The sequence below is a fragment of the Erwinia sp. AC075 genome (assembly GCF_979253995.1).
The window spans coordinates 2487262-2508942 of the sequence record NZ_CEEDEU010000001.1 but is presented as its reverse complement, the minus strand read 5'-3'; the positions used below and the strand labels follow the sequence as shown (position 1 = coordinate 2508942).

Here is a 21681-nt window from a genome sequence, read left to right as displayed (position 1 = left end):
ATGAAATTTCCCGGCAAGCGTAAATCTAAACACTACTTCCCGGTCAGCGCGCGCGATCCTCTGCTGCAAATCGCGCAGCCTGAACAGGAGGTCTCCGGCAGCTGGATCGTCGGCATCGATCAGACGCTGGTGGACATTGAAGCCAACGTCGATGATGACTTTGTGGCGCGTTATGGCCTGAGCAGCGGTCACTCGCTGGTCATCGCCGATGACGTGGCGGAAGCGCTCTATGCAGAGTTAACCCGGGAAAACCTGATCACCCATCAGTTTGCGGGTGGCACCATCGGCAATACGCTGCACAACTATTCGGTGCTGGCGGATGACCGTTCGGTGCTGCTGGGCGTGATGTGCCGCAACGTGCAGATTGGCAGCTATGCCTATCGCTATCTGTGCAACACCTCCAGCCGCACTGACCTGAACTACCTGCAGGGCGTCGACGGGGCCATCGGTCGCTGCTTTACCCTGATTGGGGAAAACGGCGAACGTACCTTCGCCATCAGCCCCGGCCTGATGAATCAGCTGAAAAAAGAAAGCATCCCGGAAGAGGTGATTGCCGGTGCCTCCGCGCTGGTTTTAACCTCGTATCTGGTGCGCTGCGCGCCGGGCGAGCCGATGCCGGAAGCCACGATGGAAGCGATCGGCTTTGCCAAAAAGCATAACGTGCCGGTGGTGTTAACGCTGGGCACCAAATATGTCATTGGCGATAAGCCCGAGTTCTGGCAGGCGTTCCTGCGTGAACACGTTTCGATTCTGGCGATGAATGAAGAGGAAGCGGAAGCGCTGACCGGGCTCAGCGATCCGCTGATGGCGTCGAATATGGCGCTGGACTGGGTGGATTTGGTGTTGTGTACCGCCGGACCAAACGGCCTGTTTATGGCGGGATATACCGAAGAAGAGGGCAAACGCGTCACCCAGCATCCTTTGCTGCCTGGTGCGATCCCCGAATTCAACCAGTACGAATTCAGCCGCGCGATGCGCCATCAGGACTGTGAGCAGCCGTTGAAGATTTTCTCGCACATTGCGCCTTATATGGGCGGCCCGGAGAAAATCATGAACACCAACGGTGCGGGAGACGGTGCGCTGGCGGCGATGCTGCACGATATCACCGCCAATAATTATCACCGTCTGAATGTGCCCAACTCCAGCAAGCATGGCCGCAACTATCTGACCTATTCGTCACTGGCCCAGGTGTGTAAATACGCCAACCGCGTCAGCTATCAGGTGCTTAATCAGCATTCTCCCCGGCTTTCACGTGGCTTGCCGGAGCGTGAGGACAGCCTGGAAGAGTCCTACTGGGAACGCTAACGGTTTTCCCCGCCGGCTATCTGGCCGGCGGGGAAGGCCAGTCAGATCGGACACTCTCGTGGCAATTCACTCAGACTGGTGTGCATCAGCGTATGCATACTGCTGGCAATCTCGCGCTCTCCCATCACCACCTGATCGGCACCACGCTCAATGATATAGCTCACTTCATCATCATGATGGGCGCGGGCAATAATCTCGATATTAGGCCGTTTCTCGCGTGCGGCGGTGACAATCTCGCCCGCTTCATAGCCATTGGGAATGGTCAGTAGCAGCCAGCGTGCGCAGTCCAGCCGCGCTAATTCCATGGTGTCGACGCGGGCCGCATTGCCCAACACCGCGCTGATCCCTTGTTCTCTCAAAGCCTCAACGCGCGGACGGCTGTTCTCGACCACCACGATCGGCACGCCTTCCTCGATCAGCTTTTTCCCCAACAGACTGCCGACGCGACCAAAACCTACCACAATGGCGTGATTACAGAGATCGACCGGGATCTGCTTCTCTTCCTCAATGGCTTCTTCGATCACCTGATCGTCCAGCGTCTCGGTTTTATTCAGGTAACTCTGCAACAGGGTAAACAGGATCGGGTTGAGCATAATCGACAGGATCGCCCCTGCCAGCACCAGATTGCGTCCTTCGCCGGTTAACAGGTTAAGGGAGATCCCGAGTCCGGCAAGGATAAAGGCGAACTCACCAATCTGCGCAAGGCTGACGGAAATGGTTAAGGCCGTGCGGCGTGAGTGGCCAAACATCCTGACCAGCACCAACGCCGCCAGCGATTTACCGAGCACGATAATCGCCAACACGCCAATCACCGCCAGCGGCTCTTTCAGCAGGATCATCGGGTCGAAAAGCATGCCGACAGAGACAAAGAACAGCACCGCAAAGGCATCACGTAATGGCAGGGTATCATGGGCCGCACGGTGGCTGAGTTCCGACTCGTTCAGCACCATGCCTGCGAAGAAGGCGCCAAGGGCAAAGGAGACATCGAAAAATTCCACCGCACCGAGGGCAATGCCCAGCGCCAGGGCGAGGACGGCGAGGGTAAACAGTTCGCGGGAACCGGTTGCCGCGCTGCGGGCGAGGATCCACGGCACCACGCGGCGACCCACCACCATCATCAGCACCATAAAGGCCACGACTTTGCCGATGGTGATCAGCAGGTCATACAACACCATGCTGATGCTGGCGTTGCCTTCTTCGAACATACCGGCAATGGCGGGCAGCAGCACCAGCGCCAGCACCATCACTAAATCTTCCACAATCAACCAGCCGATAGCGATTTGCCCCCGCTGGCTGTCAATTAACTGACGCTCTTCCAACGCACGCAGCAATACCACGGTACTGGCCGTTGAAAGACACAGACCGAACACCAGGCCGGTTAACCACGGCCAGCCCATCGCCCATGAAAGCCCCATTCCCAGCAGTGTCGCCACGGCAATCTGCGCGATTGCGCCGGGAATGGCGATGGCCTTTACCGCCATCAAATCCTTCATCGAGAAATGCAGGCCGACGCCGAACATCAGCAGGATCACACCCAGTTCCGCCAGTTCCGGTGCCAGGTTGGTATCGGCAACAAAGCCAGGGGTGAAAGGACCGGCCAGCACACCCGCTAACAGATAGCCAACCAGAGGAGAAATTCGCAGGCGATTTGCCAGCATACCAAAGAGGAAGGCGAGAACGAGGCCTCCCACAATGGTGGTGATAAGCGGTGTGGTGTGGTGCATGCCTCTCTCCTGTGTGAAAATGTGTCCGGTTGTAATATTAAGCGTATAACATAATTGATCACACTGCTTGATATAAAGGGTTATAACGGCAATAAACTGCAATTCCTTAGCCGGAATCGCACAGAAGTGTGATTTCTGTGAGTTATCGGGGTGGAAGCTTGATTTTTGGCAGAAATTAAGCGGCGCAGATCGCAATTATCTGCGCCGGGAAGGGTTATTTAGCCCGGTTATCAGGCAGGAATATGGTCAGAATACCGAGAAGTGGCAGGTAAGCACAGATTTGATAGACAGTATTAATGCTGCTGTGATCGGCAACCACGCCCAGCACCGCCGCGCCCAGGCCGCCCATGCCGAAAGCGAAGCCGAAGAACAGGCCGGAAACCATGCCAATCCGGCCCGGCATCAGTTCCTGGGCGTAGACCAGAATGGCCGAGAAGGCGGAGGCGAGCACAAAGCCGATAATGGCCGACAGCACGCCGGTCCACCACAACGACACATGCGGCAGCAGCAGGGTAAACGGGGCCACGCCGAGGATCGATACCCAGATCACCCGCTTACGGCCCACCTTGTCACCGATGGGCCCGCCGATCACCGTCCCGGCGGCGACCGCGAATAAAAAGGCAAACAGGTGGAACTGGGCACTCTGAACCGTCAGGCCAAACTTCTGCATCAGGTAGAAGGTGTAATAGCTGCTGAGGCTGGTCAGATAGAAATATTTTGAGAAGATCAGCACCAGCAGTATTGAGATAGCGAAGGCCACTTTTTTGCGTGGTAAGGTTGTCACCTCTGTCGGCATCGCCTTGCTTTTTGCCACCCGATGCTGAGCCTGATACCAGCGGCTGATTTGCAGCAGCACGACGATCGCCAGCAGCGCGGCGAGGGTAAACCAGGCGACGTTACCGCGGCCGTAGGGGGCGATGATCAGCGCAGCCAGCAGCGGGCCAAGGGAACTGCCGAAGTTTCCGCCCACCTGGAACAGGGACTGTGCCAGGCCATGTCGCCCACCGGACGCCATACGCGCCACGCGGGACGATTCGGGATGAAACACCGAAGAGCCGGTACCGACCAGCGCCGCCGCCAGAAGAATGGTGGGGAAGTTCGTTGCCAGCGCCAGCAGGATCAGGCCGCCCAGCGTGAATCCCATGCCGATCGGCAGCGACCACGGCTGCGGATGTTTATCGGTGTAGTAACCGATCACCGGCTGCAGCAGCGAGGCGGTGACCTGAAAGGTCAGGGTGATCAGGCCCACCTGCACAAAGCTGAGGGTAAACTCCGTTTGCAGTAGCGGATAGATCGCCAGAATCAGTGACTGGATCATATCGTTCAGCAGATGGGCCACGCTGATGGCGCCAAGAATGCCAAATGACGTCCTGGCTGGGGCAGAAGAAGCAGAAGACAGTATTTGTTCGCTGGCCATGAGAAAACCTGTTCGTTCGAAGGGTTGGAGGAGCAGTAAGAAGGCTAATTATTATCCCGCTCAGTTATCCTGCGGCATAATCGATAAATAGTCACAAATAAATGACAAAACCGCCGTTAATTTTTGACATCCAGTTTACGCGATACCGCGCGACCCATTCATAACAAGGAGATTCGTTGTGCTTTCATTGAATAAAAGGCTGGTGCCAGCCCTGACGTTACTGATGCTAAGCCTGCCGCTGGTGGCCCAGGCCTATGTGAAGGATCGGGTGTATAAATTCACCGTGCTGCACACCAACGACCACCATGGACACTTCTGGCAGAACGAGCACGATGAATATGGCCTGGCCGCGCAGAAAACCATGATGGATGAAATTCGTTATGACGTTCAGGCCCACGGCGGCCAGGTGCTGATCCTCTCTGGCGGCGATATCAATACCGGCGTGCCGGAATCCGACCTGCAGGATGCGGAGCCGGATTTCCGCGGCATGAATCTGGTGGGCTATGACGCGATGGCGATTGGCAATCATGAATTCGATAATCCGCTGTCGGTGCTGCGTCAGCAGCAGAAATGGGCCAAATTCCCGCTGCTCTCGGCCAATATCTATCAGAAAAGCACCGGCAAACGCCTGTTTCAACCTTACGCGTTATTTAACCGTATGGGCCTGAAAATTGCCGTGATTGGTCTGACAACCGACGACACCGCGAAAATTGGTAACCCGGAATACTTCACCGACATGGAATTCCGCAAGCCCGTCACTGAAGCGAAAGAAGTGGTGGAAGCGCTGAGGAAGAAAGAGAAGCCGGATGTGATTATCGCCGCCACGCATATGGGCCATTACGACAACGGTAACCACGGTTCCAATGCGCCGGGCGATGTGGAAATGGCGCGTGAATTGCCGGCAGGCTATCTGAATATGATTGTCGGCGGCCACTCGCAGGATCCGGTCTGCATGGCGAAAGAGAACGTCAGCCAGAAGGATTACGTGCCGGGAACGCCGTGCACGCCGGACCAGCAAAACGGCACCTGGATTGTGCAGGCGCATGAGTGGGGCAAATACATTGGCCGTGCCGACTTCACTTTCCTCAATGGCAAACTGACCTTAGAAAATTACGAACTGGTGCCAATCAACCTGCGCCACAAGGTGACCAACGCCGACGGCAGCGTCAGCTGGATTAACTACACCCAGGAAATCGCGAAAAACCCGGCGATGATGAAGTTACTGACGCCGTTCCAGAAAAAAGGCGAAGCGCAGCTGGGGGTAAAAATCGGCAGCGTTAACGGCCATCTTGAAGGCGACCGCAGCAAGGTACGATTTGTGCAGACCAACCTTTCCCGCCTGATCCTGGCGTCTCAGATGGAACGCACCAAAGCCGACTTTGCGGTGATGAGCGGCGGTGGCGTGCGTGATTCAATCGAGTCCGGCACCATTACCTATAAAGACGTGCTGAAGGTGCAGCCATTTGGCAATACGCTGACCTATGTGGAGATGAAAGGCAGCGACGTTGAGAAGTATCTGGCGGTGGTGGCCAATAAGCAGGTGGATTCCGGGGCCTACGCGCAGTTCGCCAACGTCAGCCTGGTGGCTTATGGCACCGGCGTCAGCGAGATTAAAATCAACGGCGAACCGCTGCAGGCGGATAAAATCTACCGCATGGCCACGCTGAGCTTCAACGCCACCGGAGGCGATGGTTATCCACCGGTCAATCAGCTGCCTGGCTATGTGAATACCGGATTTGTCGATGCCGAAGTGCTGAAGCAGTACATCCAGAATCACTCGCCGCTGAACGCGGAGGCGTTCGCGCCAAAAGGCGAAATCGTCTACCAGAAAGAGGCGCCGGTAGAGAAAAAAGATCCGGCGGAGCAGGACGAGCCGCTGCTGCCGAAGGTGTGGAAATTATTTAAAATCCAGACCGCCCAGCGCTAGACGAAAAAAAACGGCACCCCAACTGGCGGTGCCGTTTTTTTACGTTGCCGGTTAAACCTGGCACTGTCTGCGCTGGATCAACCTGGCGCGCAGGGTGTCGTAAACCCAGTTATAGGCCACGGTGTACGGCAGGAAGAACAGGAAGAAGGAGACTTCCAGCAGAAACGCCTGCCAGAGACCAATCCCCAACATCCAGGCTGCAATCGGCAAACCAATACCGATAAAGCCACCCTCAAAGCCTAACGCATGAAGGACGCGCAGCAGCAGCCCGCGTTTCACCGTTGGCGGCACCAGTCGGTCAAAACCGGCGTTATAAATGATGTTCCAGCCCATCGCCACGGTAGACAGCATGATGGCTAACGCACCCATCTGAAACAGCGGCTTCTCCATGATCCAGGCGGCAAGAGGGGACACCAGCAGGATCGCCAGCACCTCAAAGCCTGCGGCATGATAAAAACGTTCTTTCAGTGTTCTGGTACGCATAAATGCTCCTTAGTTGTTACCGGACGCTATTTTCCCCGTTTTCTTTGCTAAGATAAAATGACTACCTATCTAGAAAAGCGATACTTCAATGCGTTATTCACCGGAATCGTTGCAAGCTTTTGTGCAGACCGTCGAAAGCGGTTCGTTTTCTGCCGCCGCGAGGGCGCTGCGCAAAAGCCAGTCCACCATCAGTACTGGCGTAGCTAATCTGGAAACCGATCTGGGATTTTCCCTGTTCAGCCGTGATGCCCGTTCGCCGGTGCTGACTGAAAATGGCCGACGGGCGCTGGCGCAGGTCAGGGAGATCCTTAACGCCAGCGCGCAGTTGGATGAGCTGGCGGTGAGGCTGGCAGGCGAGGTGGAACCGTGCCTCAGTCTGGCGATCTCGGACTTCTGGCAGGCGGATTATCACGAGTCGCTGCTGAAACGGCTGGATGCGCGTTATCCCGACATCGAATTTGAGTGCATGATTGCCGAAGATGCCGACGTGATCGATCTGCTGCAGGCCGGTCGGGCGCATATTGGCGTGATCCGCGTTCAGCCCGATTACCCGGAAGAGATCGCCACCTCGCGGCTGCAGGTTGAAGCGCAGATGGCGATCTATCTGCATCAGGATCATCCGTTGGCCAGTAAAGCGAAGGTCACCGAAGCCGAGCTGAAAACCCTGCGTCAACTCTGTCTGAATACCTGGGTGGAGAATGAGCGTTATCAGGGTGGGAAGGGGATTTGGTCGGCACCGTCATACCTGTTGCTGCTGGAGATGGCTGAGCAGGGATTTGGCTGGAGTATTTTGCCGCGCTGGCTGGTGGAGCAGTTTGGTCATCAGGTGTTAAGCGAGTTGCCGGTCACCGGCTGGCCGCAAAAAATTTCGGTGGATGTCGCCTGGTCGCGGCGTTCGCCGCCCGGACCGGCAGGCCAATGGATGATTGACCAGCTGCTGGCCCAGACGGCGGACTGACCGGCGATCAGTCGCGCCGGGCGATATCGGCGAAGGTGGCGCTCAGCAGCTGGGCTAAATCCTGCGGTGAGAGCTCAATTTCCAGCCCACGCTTGCCGCCGGAAACAAAAATGGTCGGGAACTGCTGCGCCAGGCTGTCGATCACCGTTGGCAGCCGCTTCTTTTGCCCCAGCGGGCTGATCCCGCCCAGCAGATAACCGGTGGTACGCTGCGCAATCTGTGGATCGGCCATCTCGACCTTTTTCGCACCCAGCGCTTTCGCCACGTTTTTCAAATCCAGCTGGCTGGCAACCGGCGTAACGGCCACCGCCAGCGTTTTGCCATCGCCGTTCAGCGACACCAGCAGGGTTTTATACACCTGTTCGGCATTTTGATTGAGTTTACGTACGGCCTCATCACCAAAATGGGTATCGTTGCTGTCATGTTCGTAGGCATGCAGCTGAAAGCTGACCTTTTGTTTTTCGAGAAGTTTTACTGCCGGTGTCATACTTCACGTCCTTCTGTAAGCGTCTGGCTGGACCCAATATCTACAATAATAGTGGCGAAATTTCAGGCTTTGAGCGACAATCGGCCCCCCGCTGGCAACCTGATTGCTACCGGATAACTAAAATCATAAAAAAATTCCTCTTTGACGGGCCGATAGCAATATTGGCCTTTTTTTTATCTGTTTTTCAGCAGATCGGGCAGATTGCCCTCGCCATAAAGGTGCAGTGCGCCCACCGCCACCACATACCTGCCTTGCGGCAAATCCCGTAACGTTTGTACCCAGCGCTGATTCCTTTGCAGCATCAGCACATCATTCAGCGCGCTGTTAAAGGTACTCGGCAGCGCGGTCTGTTTCTGGCCCGGCGGGCTTTCCAGCCACCAGCTAATCATGGTTTGCAGCAGGCGCGCGTTGGTATGCCAGTGGATCAGTGTGTCCTGCAGCAGCGTCAGGCCGTTATCCGGCAGGGCTCTGAGCAGCGCCAGCTGCGTTTCCGGGCCTTCCAGTTCAATCACCGGCTTTTGTAAGGCGCGGGCCGCTTTCAGCAGCTGGAAGTCGATACCGTAATCCGCCCGCAGTCCCAGACGCTGGGCCTGCTGCGCCTGAAGCATCAGCGCAACCTGCCAGGCGGGCAGCGTGTCGATCGCTTCGGGGCTGATCGCCACTTCGTCACACAGGCGATGCAGCCGGGTCAGTTCCTCTGACGTCAGGCGTTCTGCCAGCGGTGGGCAGGTTTCGCTTTCACTAAAGGGGGACGCGCTGCCGGTGATATCCGCCTCAACGATCAGCGCATCCGCCCGCTCAAGCTGTGCCTGCAGGGTCGCTGGCAGCGGCATCATATTCTGGGTGCCCATATGAATACTGCCGACCAGATGCAGCTGACTGTGATCTGTGGTGACATCCTGTGCCGGGTAGGCGTAGCGCACTGGCGACAGTAATCGCCAGAGAGATGCCGCCTTACGCAATAGTTTTCCCATACTTTCCGCCTTGTCAGTTAGCCAGCCATGCTAACGCTTTAACTGGCTGAGTAACAGGTAAAAACGGCGGATCCGACGTGCGATAAATCCGTTATTCCGCCGGTGGCTGGTAGCGGATCAGTCGGTTGGCGTTGCTGACCACGGTAATGGAAGACAGCGCCATTGCGGCACCCGCGACCACCGGGCTGAGCAGGGTGCCGGTCAACGGATAAAGCACGCCGGCGGCAATCGGGATACCGAGGGCGTTATAGACAAAGGCGCCCAGTAAATTCTGCTTCATATTGCGTAAGGTGGCTTTGGCGATGGCCAGCGCATCGACTACCGCATTCAGATCGTGGCGCATCAGGGTGATGCCGGCCGTTTCAATCGCCACATCGCTGCCGCTGCCCATCGCAATGCCGACATCGGCCTGGGCCAGGGCGGGCGCATCGTTGATGCCATCCCCAATCATCGCCACAATCTGCCCCTGCTGTTGCAGCGCGCGAATCGCCTCAGCTTTGCCTTCCGGCAACACCCCGGCGATCACCCGGTCCATACCGGCTTCTCTGGCGATGGCCTGGGCAGTAATTTCGTTATCGCCGGTCAGCATCACCAGCTGATAGCCACCCTCACGCAGGCGTTTCAACGCCGATACACTCTCTTTGCGCAGCGGATCGCGCACTGAGAATAACGCGACAATTCTGCCATCGGCGGCCAGCAGCACGGGCGTAATGCCTTTGGCGGCTTGCCGATCGATCCGATCGTTCAGGCTTTCGCTGTCGATCTGCTGCTGATCCATCAGTGCACGGTTGCCCAGCCACAGTTCAATGCCGCTGACCTTACCGCTGACGCCTTTACCGGCATGGGTGCGGAAGTGCTCAACGGTCGGCAGCGTTTGCCCGTCGGCTTTTTCCTGCAACGCGCGGGCCAGCGGATGGGAAGAACCCTGTTCCAGTGCGGCGGCCCAGCCGATCGCCTGCTGCTCATCGGCACCATTAAACAGCATGATGTCGACCACGCGCGGTGTCCCTTCGGTCAGGGTGCCGGTTTTATCAAACACCAGAGTGGAAAGGGTGCTGGCGCGTTGCAGTGCATCGGCATCCCGCACCAGCACGCCAAATTCGGCGGCACGCCCGACGCCAGCAATGATCGACATCGGCGTGGCCAGACCCAGCGCACAAGGGCAGGCGATAATCAGCACGGTGGTGGCAATCACCAGCGTGTACACCACCTGCGGTGCCGGGCCAACAACGTACCAGATGGCGGCGCTGATCAGGGCTATAGCCACCACCGCCGGGACAAAGACCGCGGAAATGCGGTCAGCCAGCTTACCGATCTCCGGCTTGCTGCTTTGTGCCTGGCGCACGCTGTGAATAATTCTTGCGAGGGTGGTGTTTTTGCCGACGGCGCTGGCGGTGAACAGCACGCTGCCATCCTGCATCAGCGTGCCCGCGTGGATCTCGTCACCCGCCACCTTCTGCTGCGGCATCGCTTCGCCGGTCAGCATCGCTTCATCCAGCCAGGCTTCACCCTGGCTGAGCGTGCCATCAACCGGGACGCGATCGCCGGTGGTCAGACGCAGCATCATGCCTGGCTGAACGTCACTGAGTGGCAGCACTGTTTCACCGTCTTCCGTCACCACGCGCGCGGTAGGCGGCGTCAGATCGAGCAATTTCTCCAGTGCTTTTGAGGAGCGTTGCCGGGCACGTTGCTCCAGCATATGGCCGAGGTTAATCAGGCCGATAATCATCGCGCTGGCTTCGTAATAGAGATGGCGCGCCTGAGGCGGGAAAAAGTCCGGCCACAGGTTCACGGTAATGGAATAGAGCCAGGCGGCTGCGGTTCCCAACGCGACCAGCGTATCCATGGTCGCGGTGCCTTTTAGCAGGCTGCGCCAGGCGCTGCGATAGAAATGGCCGCCTGCCAGCACCATCACCAGCAGGGTGGCGAGGCCAACGGCCAGCCAGCCACTGCGGTTACTGTCGGTCAGCATCATATTGTCGCCGACCATTCCCCACAGCATCAGCGGAATGCCCAGCGTCAGGGCAAGCGCGGCCTGCCAGCGGAAACGGCGAACGGCCTGGCGGGCAGTCTGCTGCTGTTTTTCCCGCCGTTCGACGTCATCTTCAATAATTTCTGCCGTATAACCGGCATTTTTCACCGCATCGATCAGCGACTCAGCGGCGGCATCACCCATCACCAGCGCACTGCGCTCGGCAAGGTTGACCCGCGCCTGGCTGACGCCGCTCACCTGTTGCAGCGCGTTCTGCACCCGACTGACGCAGCTGGCACAGCTCATGCCATCAATCAGCAGGTGAAAACTCGCTGCAGGTGGAGTTGATGCCGTCAGCGGCTCAGCGTGGGCGATGGGCTGAGCGAGCGGAGCCGCTTCAGCTGAAGAGGCCTGTGGCGCCGGAAGCTGGTGGGAGTCCGCTGTCAGCGCTTCCGGCTGGGTGTCTGATGCTGTCAGCGGTTCAGCCTTTGGGAAGCTGTCGTCCTGCGCCAGGCTGGCGTGATACCCGGCCTGTTCAACGGTGGCGATCAGTTCGCTGGCGTCAGCGCTGCCGCTGATACGCGCTTCAGCGATCGACACGTCGGCCTGTTCAACGTCGGCACGTTGCTCCAGCGCCTCTTTGACTCGTTTTACGCAGTGGCCGCAGGTTAAGCCATCCAGCGCCAATAACGTGGTCTGTGACATGGTGTAAGCTCCTGGTTATCCGGTTTGACCCCAATGGGGTTTTACAGTAGTAATGAAGGTTAAACCTTCCATCAAGGGGAAGGTCAAGGAGAGAAGATGAATATCAGCGATGTGGCGAAAAAAACCGGGCTGACCAGCAAAGCGATTCGATTTTACGAAGAGAAAGGTCTGGTTACCGCGCCCTTGCGCAGCGAAAACGGCTACCGCAGCTACACGGCGAAGCACCTGGAAGAACTGACCCTACTGCGCCAGGCCCGGCAGGTGGGTTTCAATCTGGAAGAGTGCGGCGAGATGGTGACGCTGTTCAATAATCCGCAGCGGCATAGCGCGGATGTGAAGGCTAGAACGCTGGTCAAAGTGGCGGAAATTGAGTCGCATATTGAGGAACTGACCAGAATGCGTGAACGCTTGCTGGCGCTGGCGGCAAGCTGCCCTGGCGACGACAGTGCCGATTGCCCGATCATTAACGATCTTGCCGGCTGCTGCCACAGCAAAAAGGCCGGCTGATTGTCCGCCAGAATCTCAGCTTAAACGCAGCAGGTAGGGCGGCAGTTCAGGCACCGGTAACACAGAGAGCACCTTGAGCTTCTGTAATGTGCGGATCTGCGAACGTTCCAGATGCTCCCGCAGCCCCATCGCCGCCAAATCCCAGCTTCCCTTCAGCAGCATCTCATACACCAGACGGTGTTCTTTGACGATCGCGTCATCAATCGGGATCGCCAGCATCTCATAAAAAATCCGCGTGACGATCAACGGTGACTGGCTCTGCCGCAGGATCTCCATCATCGTGCGGTTGCCGGCAGGCTCCAGGCAAAACAGATGCAGATCGTCCTCGACCAGTTCCAGCTCGGCGGAGCTGACCCGTTTGCCTTCAACCTGATCCAGCCGTTGCAGATTGTCGAGGATCTGTTGCTGCGGCAGATGCGGTGCGGCTTTACGCAGCGCGGCAGATTCCAGGCTGGCGCGGATCTCATAATGATCGGTGATCTCTCTGGCGGTTAACGGGCCTGCCAGCCACTGGGAATAGGGCTCTTTTTCCACCAGCCCTTTGTCGCGCAGGCGCATCAGGCTTTCGCGGATGCTGTTGCGGCTGACGTTATAGAACTCGGCAGCCTGGGCTTCATTCAGCTGGTAGTGGCCGAAAACCATGCAGGTGGAGAGCGCTTCCTGCAAACTTTGCAGCAGTTTTTCGCCGGTGCTGCGGGTATCAACCAGTTCCCGCTGCTGATCCAGTCCCAGCACGCTGCGCGTCAGGGCGATACGCAGGGGTTCAACCTCTTCATTCTGCCGGGCAACGATAAAGCCACGGCCCTCAAAGCGGGTGATCAAGCCCTGATCGTGCAGCAAACTCAGTGCCTGGCGGACCGGCACGCGGCTGGTGCCAAACAGCTGGGCCAGCGGGCCTTCAACCAGTACCAGGCCATGGGGAACCTTGCGGGAAGCGATGGCATCTTCAAGTACCTGACGAATGGTTTCATAGCGCGCGGGCGCTCTGGCCTCCACCTTCAAACTGTCACTGTCGTTAACCATCCTTAATCCCACTCTCCCGCTGAACAGACCGCCATTATGCCATATCCCCTCAGTTTCAGGGGAGCGAAGCCGTGCGCATCGCCATGGTGCAGGCTGCACAATAATGGATCGTTTAGCACACCAGTCATTATTCACCGGCTGCCTCGCCGAGACGCCTTAACGGCTTACCGTGCGCCTGATACGCGATTAATCCAACTATTTTATAATATTAATCAATTGCTTAATTTTACCTTTCCGCGATTTGCGAGGCGCATCACCAAAACCTGGCATCCTCTTTGCTACTTTAAAAATGTACATTTGTTTTTAATATCCATTTTATAGGCGACAAAGTGAGCGGCTTCAGGCCTGGCTTGTGAGTCGACCCGATGAGGAGAGTGAAAGATGGCCAAAGAAATCCTGTGTGCGTTTGGTGTCGATGTGGATGCCGTTGCCGGCTGGTTGGGATCGTACGGCGGTGAAGATTCTCCCGACGATATCTCACGCGGCATGTTCGCCGGTGAAGTGGGCGCGCCGCGTCTGCTGAAGATGTTTGCCGAACATCAGTTAAAAACCACGTGGTTTATTCCCGGCCACTCAATCGAAACCTTCCCGGAGCAGATGCAGGCCGTGGCTGACGCGGGCCATGAAATTGGTATTCACGGCTACAGCCATGAAAACCCGATCGCCATGACCCCGGCGCAGGAAGAAGCCATTCTCGATCGCAGCATCGAGCTGGTCAGCAAACTGGCCGGCAAGCGCCCGACCGGCTATGTGGCGCCATGGTGGGAATTCAGCAACGTCACCAACGAGCTGCTGCTGAAGAAAGGCATCAAGTATGACCACAGCCTGATGCATAACGACTTCCATCCCTATTACGTTCGCGTCGGTGACAGCTGGACCAAGATTGATTACAGCAAACACCCTGACAGCTGGATGAAACCGCTGGAGCGCGGCGTGGAAACCGATTTGGTGGAGATCCCGGCCAACTGGTACCTCGACGATCTGCCGCCGATGATGTTTATCAAAAAATCCCCTAACAGCCATGGCTTCGTTAACCCGCGCCATCTGGAAGAGATGTGGCGTGACCAGTTTGACTGGGTCTATCGCGAAAACGACTTCGCGGTGTTCACCATGACCATTCACCCGGACGTGTCAGGTCGCCCACAGGTGCTGCTGATGCTTGAGCGCCTGATTAAATACATTCAAAGCCATGAAGGCGTGCGTTTTGTCACCTTCGACGAAATCGCTGATGACCACCTGAAGCGCAATCCGCGCAAGGGTTAAGCCCATTACCTTTTAATGAGTGAGCGCACTATGAGCCTGTTTAAACGTCCCTCTGTTAACGGCTGGCTTCCACAGCAGCTGAGCATCAAAGATGTGAAGTTTGCTACCTGGATTGCCTTTTTTGCCTGGGTGTTCGCGGTCTATGACTTCATTTTATTCGGCACCTTGCTGCCGGCGATTGGCGGCCACTTCGGCTGGAGTGAAGTGGAGCAGGCTGAAATTGCCACCTGGGTGGCGGTGGGCGGCGCAGTGATTGCGCTGGCGATTGGTCCGCTGGTGGATCGACTGGGACGTCGAATGGGCATCGTGATTACCGTCGGTGGCGCCGCGCTCTGTTCGCTGCTGACCGCCATCGGCGGGGCGTGGGGCAAAGGTGCGCTCACCGCCATTCGTTCAGTGGCTGGCCTTGGTTATGCCGAGCAGACGGTTAACGCCACCTATCTTTCCGAGCTGTATGCGGCGATTGACGATCCGAAACTGAACAAGCGTAAAGGCTTTATCTACAGCCTGGTGCAGGGCGGCTGGCCGGTTGGTGCGCTGGTGGCGTCGGCGCTCACCGCGATTTTGATGCCGGTTATCGGCTGGCAGGGCAGCTTTATCTTTGCGGCCGTTCCGTCTCTGGTGATTGCGGTGATGGCGTTAAAACTGAAAGAGACACCGCAGTTCCAGGTTCATCAGCATATCAAACAGCTGCGGGCCGCCGGCAATGAAACCGATGCGCGTCAGGTTGCGCAGGACTATGACATGCCGTACGAAGAGCAGCAGAAGTCCGGCCTCGCGGCGGCGTTTCGCGGCACGTCCTTGCGGGCAACGCTGGTGCTAGGCGGCGCGGTGTTGCTGAACTGGTTCGCGATACAGATCTTCAGCGTGCTCGGCACCACGGTGATCACCAAAACGCATGCCGTGTCCTTCGATAACTCGCTGCTGATCCTGATTATGTCCAACCTGGTGGGTTACTGCGGCTATCTGGCGCACGGCTGGTTAGGCGATAGGTTTGGTCGTCGCAACACCATCGCCGTAGGCTGGATGTTGGGCGGCGTGGCCTTCGCCGGCATGCTGTTCTGCCCGGATAACTTTGCCATCATCGTGGCGCTGTACAGCGTTGGCCTGTTCTTCCTGATTGGCCCTTACGCTGCCGCGCTGTTCTTTATCAGTGAAAGCTTCCCCACCGCTATTCGCGCCACCGCAGGTGCGCTGATTGGTGCGATGGGGCCGGTTGGCGCCATTATCGCTGGCGTCGGCACCACCTCAATCCTCAGCAACGGCGGCCACTGGCAAGAAGCGGCCTTATGGTTTGGCGCGCTGCCGTGCTTTATCTCAGGAATGATCATTTTACTGGCACGCCACGTTCCGGAAAAAGCGGCTGCAGCGCAGAACGCATCGCATAACGGCACTATTCAGATTCAGGAGTGAACTGTGACTACAACGCAAACAACCCCGGTAGCGCTGATCAGCGGCGCAGCGAGTGGCATCGGGCTGGCACTGGCAAAAAACTATGCCCAGCGTGGCGTGAAGGTGGTGGGCGGGTTTTATCCCGCCGATCCACACGACCCGAAACGCGCCGCCGCAGAAGTGGAGGCGCTGGGAGGCGACGCGCTTTGGCTGCCGCTGGATGTGGCGGAAACGGAATCGGTTAATGCGTTTGTCGCCGCAGCCATCGCCCATTTTGGCCGCATTGATTATGTCGTTGCCAACGCGGGCGTGCTGCGCCGCGCGCCGATTGCAGAGATGAGCGACGATCGCTGGAATGAGATGCTGAATGTCGATTTGACCGGCGTGATGCGTTGCTTCCGCGCGACGGCGCCGCACCTTGGTGAGGGTGCCAGTCTGGTGGCGGTGTCCTCCATCGCCGGCGGCGTCTATGGCTGGCAGGATCATGCCCATTACGCGGCGGCTAAAGCCGGCATTCCCGGCATTTGTCGCTCGATGGCAGTGGAACTTGCGCCAAAAGGCGTGCGCTGTAACGCGGTGATCCCAGGACTTATTGAAACACCGCAGTCGCTGGATAAAGAGAACTCGCTGGGGCCAGAAGGGCTGGCAAAAGCCTCACGGGTGATCCCGTTAGGGCGTCCCGGCCGCGCTGATGAGGTGGCTAACCTGATCAGTTTTCTGACCAGCGATGCCAGTAGCTATCTCACCGGACAAAGCCTGATTATTGACGGCGGTCTGACGGTTCGCTGGCCAGAATGAAGGAGGCAATGATGCAACTGGAACAGAAAAGAGCGGTCATCACCGGTGCTGCCAGCGGAATTGGCCTGGCCATCGCCAGCCTGTTCGCCCGCGAGGGCGCCCGACTGGTGCTGGCCGATCGTCATGCGGATAACCTGCAAAACGCGGTTGCGGCCTGCCGTGAACGGGGAGCTGACTGCATCGGCGTGGTGGCGGACGTCGGCCAGGTGGCGGGCGCGCAGTCGGGGGTTGATGCCTGTGTCGAACAGTTCGGCGGCATCGATATTTTGGTCAACAACGCCGGGATGCTCAGCCAGGCGCGCTGCACTGATATCAGCCTCGCGATGTGGGACGAGATGATGGCGGTCGATCTTCGCAGCGTATTTCTCGCTTCACAACGCGCGCTGCCATGGATGCTGGCGCAGAAATGGGGTCGCATTATCAACGTGGCGTCACAGCTCGGCATCAAGGGTGGAGCAGAGCTTTGCCACTATGCTGCCGCCAAAGCGGGTGTGATTGGCTTTACCAAATCGCTGGCGCTGGAAGTTTCCGCGCAGAATGTGCTGGTGAATGCCATTGCGCCAGGCCCGATCGAAACGCCGCTGATTGAGGGTCTGAACAGCGAGTGGAAGAAAGCCAAAGCCGCCGAACTGCCTTTAGGCCGTTTTGGCCGGGCAGAGGAGATTGCACCGGTGGCGCTGCTGCTGGCAAGTGAACCCGGCGGCAACCTGTTTGTCGGGCAGACCCTTGGGCCGAACTCCGGCGACGTGATGCCCTGAAACAAGGAGCGCAACATGTGTGGCGTATGTGGTTTATTGGATAGCGGTCCGCAGTGGAGCGATCCGCTGCAAAATACCTTGCCCCGCCGACAGCTGCGGCTGCAGCAAATGGCGATGTTAAACCATGCGCTGGCCCCTTTCCGCCTGAAGCTGACGGATTTTCACACTAGCTGGGTGCTGGCCAGCCCGACCGGGCAGCAGGTGATAGTTAACAGCCTGGAGCAAATCTGGCAGGAAGCGGAAGCGCTGTTAAAGCGTCCGCTGGATCCGCTGGATGATGACTGGCTGGATGCACTGGAACAGACGAGGTAGCAGATGCAGGATGGGCAGAAGATCCCGGTTCACGTGCTGAGTGGCTTCCTGGGCAGCGGTAAAACCACGCTGCTCAAAAGCTGGCTGGGCGGACAGGCGCTGGCAGACGTTGCGCTGCTGGTTAACGAGTTTGGTGAGGTGGGCATCGATCATCTGCTGTTGGGCGAAGTTGCGCCGGATACGGTGTTACTGCCCAGCGGATGCGTCTGCTGCCAGGTGCGGGGAGAACTGAAGCAGGCGCTGCTGGATCTGAGCGAACGGCGTGAGCGCGGACAGCTGCCGCCGTTTAAAAAGGTGATCCTTGAAACCACCGGGCTGGCCGATCCCTCGCCAATCCTCTCTACCTTGCTGCACGATCGTCAGCTGCAGTATCACTTTGCGCAGGGCGTGCTGGTGACGCTGGTCGATGCTGAGCACGGCTGGCAGCAGGCAAAAAACCAGCCGGAATGGCTGGCGCAGGTTACGGCGGCAGATAAGCTGGCGGTGAGTAAAGGCGATCGGGTGAGCACGGCGCAACGGCATCAGCTGGAAGCCTATCTTCAGCAGCTCAACCCGCTGGCCGAAATTGCTGAAACCACCACCTTTCTGCATCAGGCTGATACGCTGTTCGAAGCCGCTATCAGTGAGGGCAGCGCTCAGCAGCGTTTTCGCTGGCTGGGCAATCTGGCGGCGGAAAAGATCGGCGTTATCAGCAGCGATCCGGCCCCGGCAACGGCCGCTCTCAAGGCCGACGCTACCGCTGTCGCCCACCTCGGTAGCCATCATCCGCAAACGGAAACCTGCGTTATCACCCTGACGGAGAAGTTTAACTGGGCGGCCTTTGCGGTCTGGCTGTCGATGCTATTACACTGTCATGGCAGTGCGATACTGCGGATGAAAGGCATTTTACGGGTCCTGGAGAGCAGCACGCCGGTGGTGATCCACGGCGTTCAGCACAGCCTGCATCCGCCGGTTCATCTGACAGACTGGCCGGGCGAGCTGGAAAGCTCCCAGCTGGTATTTATTCTCCGGGGCCTTAGCGCCTCGCGGTTGCAGAGCGCCTTTCTGCGTTTTCAGCAGCCCTTTTTAATCGGTGATAAGTAATGAATTCCGCGGCCGTGGCGACCAATCAAATCACTCTGCGCGTACTGGGTACATCGGTCACCCTGCTTGAGCGCCTTCGCCTGCGCGCCGAACAGGATTTAGGCATCAAAATTGTCTACCTGTTACGCAGCGTGGAAGATGCTCAGCGCATCGCGGTAATGGAGCCTGAAAGCTACGATCTTTACGATCAGTGGTTCCACAATATCGATTTTGTCTGGCCAGCCCGCGCCATTCAGCCGCTGGAAATCAGCCGACTGAAATACTGGGATGAGATCAACGCGCTGCCGAAGCAGGGCACCTTGATCCCCGGCGGCAAGCTGGGCGACGGCAGCGTCCCGGTCAACCGTCTGTATGTGCAGCACGATGGCAGCCTTGGCGGCCAGCCGACAGAGCTGATCAGCATGCTGCCGTTGACGCACAATGCCGACAGTTTTGCGTACCATGCCGACCGGCTACCCGCCGCGTTAAGCCGCGAAGAGGAGAGCTGGGGCTGGTTACTCCATCCGGCGTTTTCGGGCCAGGCCGCATTGCAGGATGATGCGGCCATGGGCGCGCTGGATGCGGTGCTGGCCGTGCAGGGCGCCGGGCTGGGCGAATTCAGCAACGTCGGCAATCTGACGCTGGAAGAGATTGATAGCCTGACCGGCGTGCTGGCGGGATTGCAGCGCCAGGGACATTTCGCCGCCTTCTGGTCTACTCAGGATGAGGCCTGTGCGCTGATTGAGAATCAGCAGGTCGGCGTGCAAAGCCTGTGGGCTCCGACCTATTTCCGGCACCATTTCCGTCAGAGCGGCTATAAACTGGCGACGCCAAAAGAAGGTTACCGCGCCTGGTACGGCGGCATGTCTCTGTCGCGTTGCGCGACGGGGAAAATCAAGGATGCGGCCTACGCCTACCTTAACTGGTGGCAGTCGGGCTGGCCTGGCGCCATTATGGCCCGTCAGGGCTATTACATCTCCAATCCGCAACGTACGCGCGAGCATTTGTCGGAAGCGGAATGGGATTTCTGGTATGGCGGAAAACCGGCCAGTGACGTGTTGCCTGATGCCTCAGGCCAACCGCTGATCGCCAAAGGCGAAGTTCGCGATGGCGGCAGCTACGAACAGCGGATGAGCCATATTGGCGTCTGGAACTCAGTGATGGATGAACATAACTATCTGGTCAGACGCTGGCAGGACTTCCTGCGCGCCTGATGATTTTCAGCGTGACCCCTTCCACGGCAACCACCGTGACCGGGGTGCCCGCCGGGAAGTTTTCAGCCGCCTGCACACGCCAGCCGCTATCGCCAATGCGCACATGGCCAAAGCCATCGACCAGCGTTTCGTCCAGCGTCAGTTCGCGGCCAATCAGCTGAATGCCGCGCTGATTAAGCGAAGAGGGCGGCTGCTGGCGATCTTTGCCTTTCAGCCAGCGATACCACCACAGCGCCGAAAGCACCGTTAACAGCGCAAAGCTGACGCCCTGCCATTCCCATGGCAGCGGCACCAGCCACACCAGCAGGCTGACCAGCAGGGCTGCGACACCGCTCCACAGCAGGTAGCCGCTGGCACCGAGCATTTCCGCCGCCAGCAGCACGCCACCGACCGACAGCCACAGCCACCAGGGGTTCGCTAACAGCTCGGTGATCATTTCACACCCCGTTCCTTTTTGCTCTCGCCCATCAACTCGGCAATCCCCGCAATGGAACCCATCAGGCTGCTGGCTTCCAGCGGCATCATCACGATTTTGCTGCTGTTGGACGAACCAATTTTTTGCAACGCATCGGTGTACTTCTGCGCAACGAAGTAGTTGATGGCCTGAATGTCGCCGGCGGCAATCGCTTCAGAAACCATTTTGGTGGCAATCGCTTCCGCTTCCGCGCTACGTTCGCGGGCTTCAGCCTGCAGGAAGGCCGACTGGCGTTCACCTTCGGCTTTCAGAATTTGTGATTGCTTCTCACCTTCAGCCCGCAGGATCGCGGCCTGACGCACCCCTTCGGCTTCAAGAATACCGGCGCGCTTGGTACGTTCGGCTTTCATCTGCGCATTCATTGAGGCGATCAGTTCAACCGGCGGCCGCACGTCACGGATTTCAATACGGGTGATTTTAACGCCCCACGGATTGGTCGCTTCATCGACAATGCGCAGCAGGCGGGTATTAATGTTATCGCGCTGCGACAGCATCTCATCCAGATCCATTGACCCCAGTACCGTACGCATATTGGTCATGGTCAGATTGACGATCGCCAGTTCAAGATTACGCACTTCATAGGCAGCACGCGGCGCATCCACCACCTGGGTAAAACAGACCGCATCAATGGTGACGCTGGCGTTATCTTTAGAGATGATTTCCTGCGAGGGGATATCCAGCACCTGTTCCATCATGCTGATCTTGCGACCGACACGATCCATAAACGGCACCAGAAGATTCAGGCCAGGCTGCAGGGTTTTGGTATAGCGGCCAAAGCGCTCCACCGTCCACTGATAGCCCTGCGGGACAATTTTAATGCCTGACCAGACAATAATGAGGGCCAGAACAATAATGACAGGAATGACTGTAAGCATATAACCTCCGGATTGTTGTTACCTGGGCCGACTCATTCGGCCCAACCCCG

General features: G+C 57.9%; 20 protein-coding genes. 11 read left to right on the top strand and 9 right to left on the bottom strand.

Annotated features, from left to right (window positions below):
• Window positions 1-1305 (top strand): inosine/guanosine kinase, encoded by a 1305-nt coding sequence (locus tag AC0IXH_RS11945; RefSeq protein ID WP_013201083.1) that lies wholly within the window; start codon window positions 1-3, stop codon window positions 1303-1305.
• Between the two features lie 41 nt (window positions 1306-1346).
• Here AC0IXH_RS11945 and ybaL read toward each other — a convergent pair whose 3' ends face one another.
• Complete coding sequence (ybaL, locus tag AC0IXH_RS11940) at window positions 1347-3029, bottom strand: YbaL family putative K(+) efflux transporter (RefSeq protein ID WP_013201084.1); 1683 nt, start codon at window positions 3027-3029, stop codon at window positions 1347-1349.
• Between the two features lie 214 nt (window positions 3030-3243).
• Window positions 3244-4446, bottom strand: a complete 1203-nt coding sequence (locus AC0IXH_RS11935) for an MFS transporter (protein ID WP_013201085.1) — start codon at window positions 4444-4446, stop codon at window positions 3244-3246.
• Between the two features lie 223 nt (window positions 4447-4669).
• On the opposite strand from AC0IXH_RS11935, the gene ushA reads away from it, so the two are divergent.
• Window positions 4670-6373 carry a bifunctional UDP-sugar hydrolase/5'-nucleotidase UshA gene (gene ushA, locus AC0IXH_RS11930; RefSeq protein WP_471721148.1) on the top strand — a complete coding sequence of 568 codons (1704 nt, stop codon included), beginning with the start codon at window positions 4670-4672 and terminating at the stop codon, window positions 6371-6373.
• A gap of 51 nt (window positions 6374-6424) precedes the next feature.
• Here the strand turns inward: ushA and AC0IXH_RS11925 are convergent, their stop codons facing one another.
• The gene (locus AC0IXH_RS11925) at window positions 6425-6856 is read right to left on the bottom strand and encodes a multidrug/biocide efflux PACE transporter (RefSeq protein ID WP_053141892.1); all 432 of its coding nucleotides are present in this window, start codon (window positions 6854-6856) and stop codon (window positions 6425-6427) included.
• 88 nt (window positions 6857-6944) lie between these two features.
• Here AC0IXH_RS11925 and AC0IXH_RS11920 point away from each other — a divergent pair, with 88 nt between their 5' ends.
• Window positions 6945-7814 carry a LysR family transcriptional regulator gene (locus AC0IXH_RS11920; RefSeq protein ID WP_471720485.1) on the top strand — a complete coding sequence of 290 codons (870 nt, stop codon included), beginning with the start codon at window positions 6945-6947 and terminating at the stop codon, window positions 7812-7814.
• Window positions 7815-7821: 7 nt separating this feature from the next.
• Here the strand turns inward: AC0IXH_RS11920 and ybaK are convergent, their stop codons facing one another.
• The 3 genes from ybaK to copA form a co-directional block, all read right to left on the bottom strand.
• Entirely contained in the window at window positions 7822-8301 is a 480-nt protein-coding gene (gene ybaK / locus AC0IXH_RS11915; RefSeq protein ID WP_013201089.1) for a Cys-tRNA(Pro)/Cys-tRNA(Cys) deacylase YbaK, read from the bottom strand.
• A gap of 173 nt (window positions 8302-8474) precedes the next feature.
• Window positions 8475-9275 (bottom strand): TraB/GumN family protein, encoded by an 801-nt coding sequence (locus tag AC0IXH_RS11910; RefSeq protein WP_013201090.1) that lies wholly within the window; start codon window positions 9273-9275, stop codon window positions 8475-8477.
• Between the two features lie 91 nt (window positions 9276-9366).
• The gene (gene copA / locus AC0IXH_RS11905) at window positions 9367-11952 is read right to left on the bottom strand and encodes a copper-exporting P-type ATPase CopA (protein ID WP_471720484.1); all 2586 of its coding nucleotides are present in this window, start codon (window positions 11950-11952) and stop codon (window positions 9367-9369) included.
• Between the two features lie 96 nt (window positions 11953-12048).
• Here copA and cueR point away from each other — a divergent pair, with 96 nt between their 5' ends.
• Window positions 12049-12459: a Cu(I)-responsive transcriptional regulator gene (gene cueR, locus AC0IXH_RS11900; protein WP_013201092.1), complete on the top strand. Its 411-nt coding sequence runs from the start codon at window positions 12049-12051 to the stop codon at window positions 12457-12459.
• 15 nt (window positions 12460-12474) lie between these two features.
• Here the strand turns inward: cueR and AC0IXH_RS11895 are convergent, their stop codons facing one another.
• Entirely contained in the window at window positions 12475-13482 is a 1008-nt protein-coding gene (locus AC0IXH_RS11895) for a GntR family transcriptional regulator (RefSeq protein ID WP_013201093.1), read from the bottom strand.
• Between the two features lie 381 nt (window positions 13483-13863).
• Between AC0IXH_RS11895 and AC0IXH_RS11890 the strand changes: the two genes are divergently transcribed.
• From AC0IXH_RS11890 to AC0IXH_RS11860, 7 genes are read left to right on the top strand one after another with little or no spacing between them, the layout of a single operon-like run.
• Window positions 13864-14745: a polysaccharide deacetylase family protein gene (locus tag AC0IXH_RS11890; protein ID WP_013201094.1), complete on the top strand. Its 882-nt coding sequence runs from the start codon at window positions 13864-13866 to the stop codon at window positions 14743-14745.
• Between the two features lie 30 nt (window positions 14746-14775).
• Window positions 14776-16158, top strand: coding sequence for an MFS transporter (locus tag AC0IXH_RS11885; protein ID WP_471720483.1), 1383 nt, complete (start codon window positions 14776-14778; stop codon window positions 16156-16158).
• A 3-nt stretch (window positions 16159-16161) separates the two neighbouring features.
• Window positions 16162-16935: an SDR family NAD(P)-dependent oxidoreductase gene (locus tag AC0IXH_RS11880; RefSeq protein ID WP_013201096.1), complete on the top strand. Its 774-nt coding sequence runs from the start codon at window positions 16162-16164 to the stop codon at window positions 16933-16935.
• An 11-nt stretch (window positions 16936-16946) separates the two neighbouring features.
• On the top strand, window positions 16947-17693 hold the full coding sequence (locus AC0IXH_RS11875; RefSeq protein ID WP_013201097.1) for an SDR family NAD(P)-dependent oxidoreductase: 747 nt from the start codon (window positions 16947-16949) through the stop codon (window positions 17691-17693).
• 15 nt (window positions 17694-17708) lie between these two features.
• On the top strand, window positions 17709-18005 hold the full coding sequence (locus tag AC0IXH_RS11870) for a hypothetical protein (protein ID WP_013201098.1): 297 nt from the start codon (window positions 17709-17711) through the stop codon (window positions 18003-18005).
• A gap of 3 nt (window positions 18006-18008) precedes the next feature.
• Complete coding sequence (locus AC0IXH_RS11865) at window positions 18009-19088, top strand: CobW family GTP-binding protein (protein WP_471720482.1); 1080 nt, start codon at window positions 18009-18011, stop codon at window positions 19086-19088.
• Window positions 19088-20281, top strand: a complete 1194-nt coding sequence (locus AC0IXH_RS11860; RefSeq protein WP_013201100.1) for an ABC transporter substrate-binding protein — start codon at window positions 19088-19090, stop codon at window positions 20279-20281. Before AC0IXH_RS11865 ends, AC0IXH_RS11860 begins: the two co-directional genes overlap by 1 nt.
• Here AC0IXH_RS11860 and AC0IXH_RS11855 read toward each other — a convergent pair.
• Both AC0IXH_RS11855 and AC0IXH_RS11850 read right to left on the bottom strand, forming a co-directional pair.
• Complete coding sequence (locus AC0IXH_RS11855) at window positions 20250-20717, bottom strand: NfeD family protein (RefSeq protein WP_105759596.1); 468 nt, start codon at window positions 20715-20717, stop codon at window positions 20250-20252. The two genes, AC0IXH_RS11860 and AC0IXH_RS11855, sit on opposite strands and share 32 nt — an antisense overlap.
• Window positions 20714-21631: an SPFH domain-containing protein gene (locus AC0IXH_RS11850; protein WP_013201102.1), complete on the bottom strand. Its 918-nt coding sequence runs from the start codon at window positions 21629-21631 to the stop codon at window positions 20714-20716. The genes AC0IXH_RS11855 and AC0IXH_RS11850 overlap by 4 nt, the downstream gene beginning before the upstream one ends.
• Window positions 21632-21681: the final 50 nt, after the last annotated feature.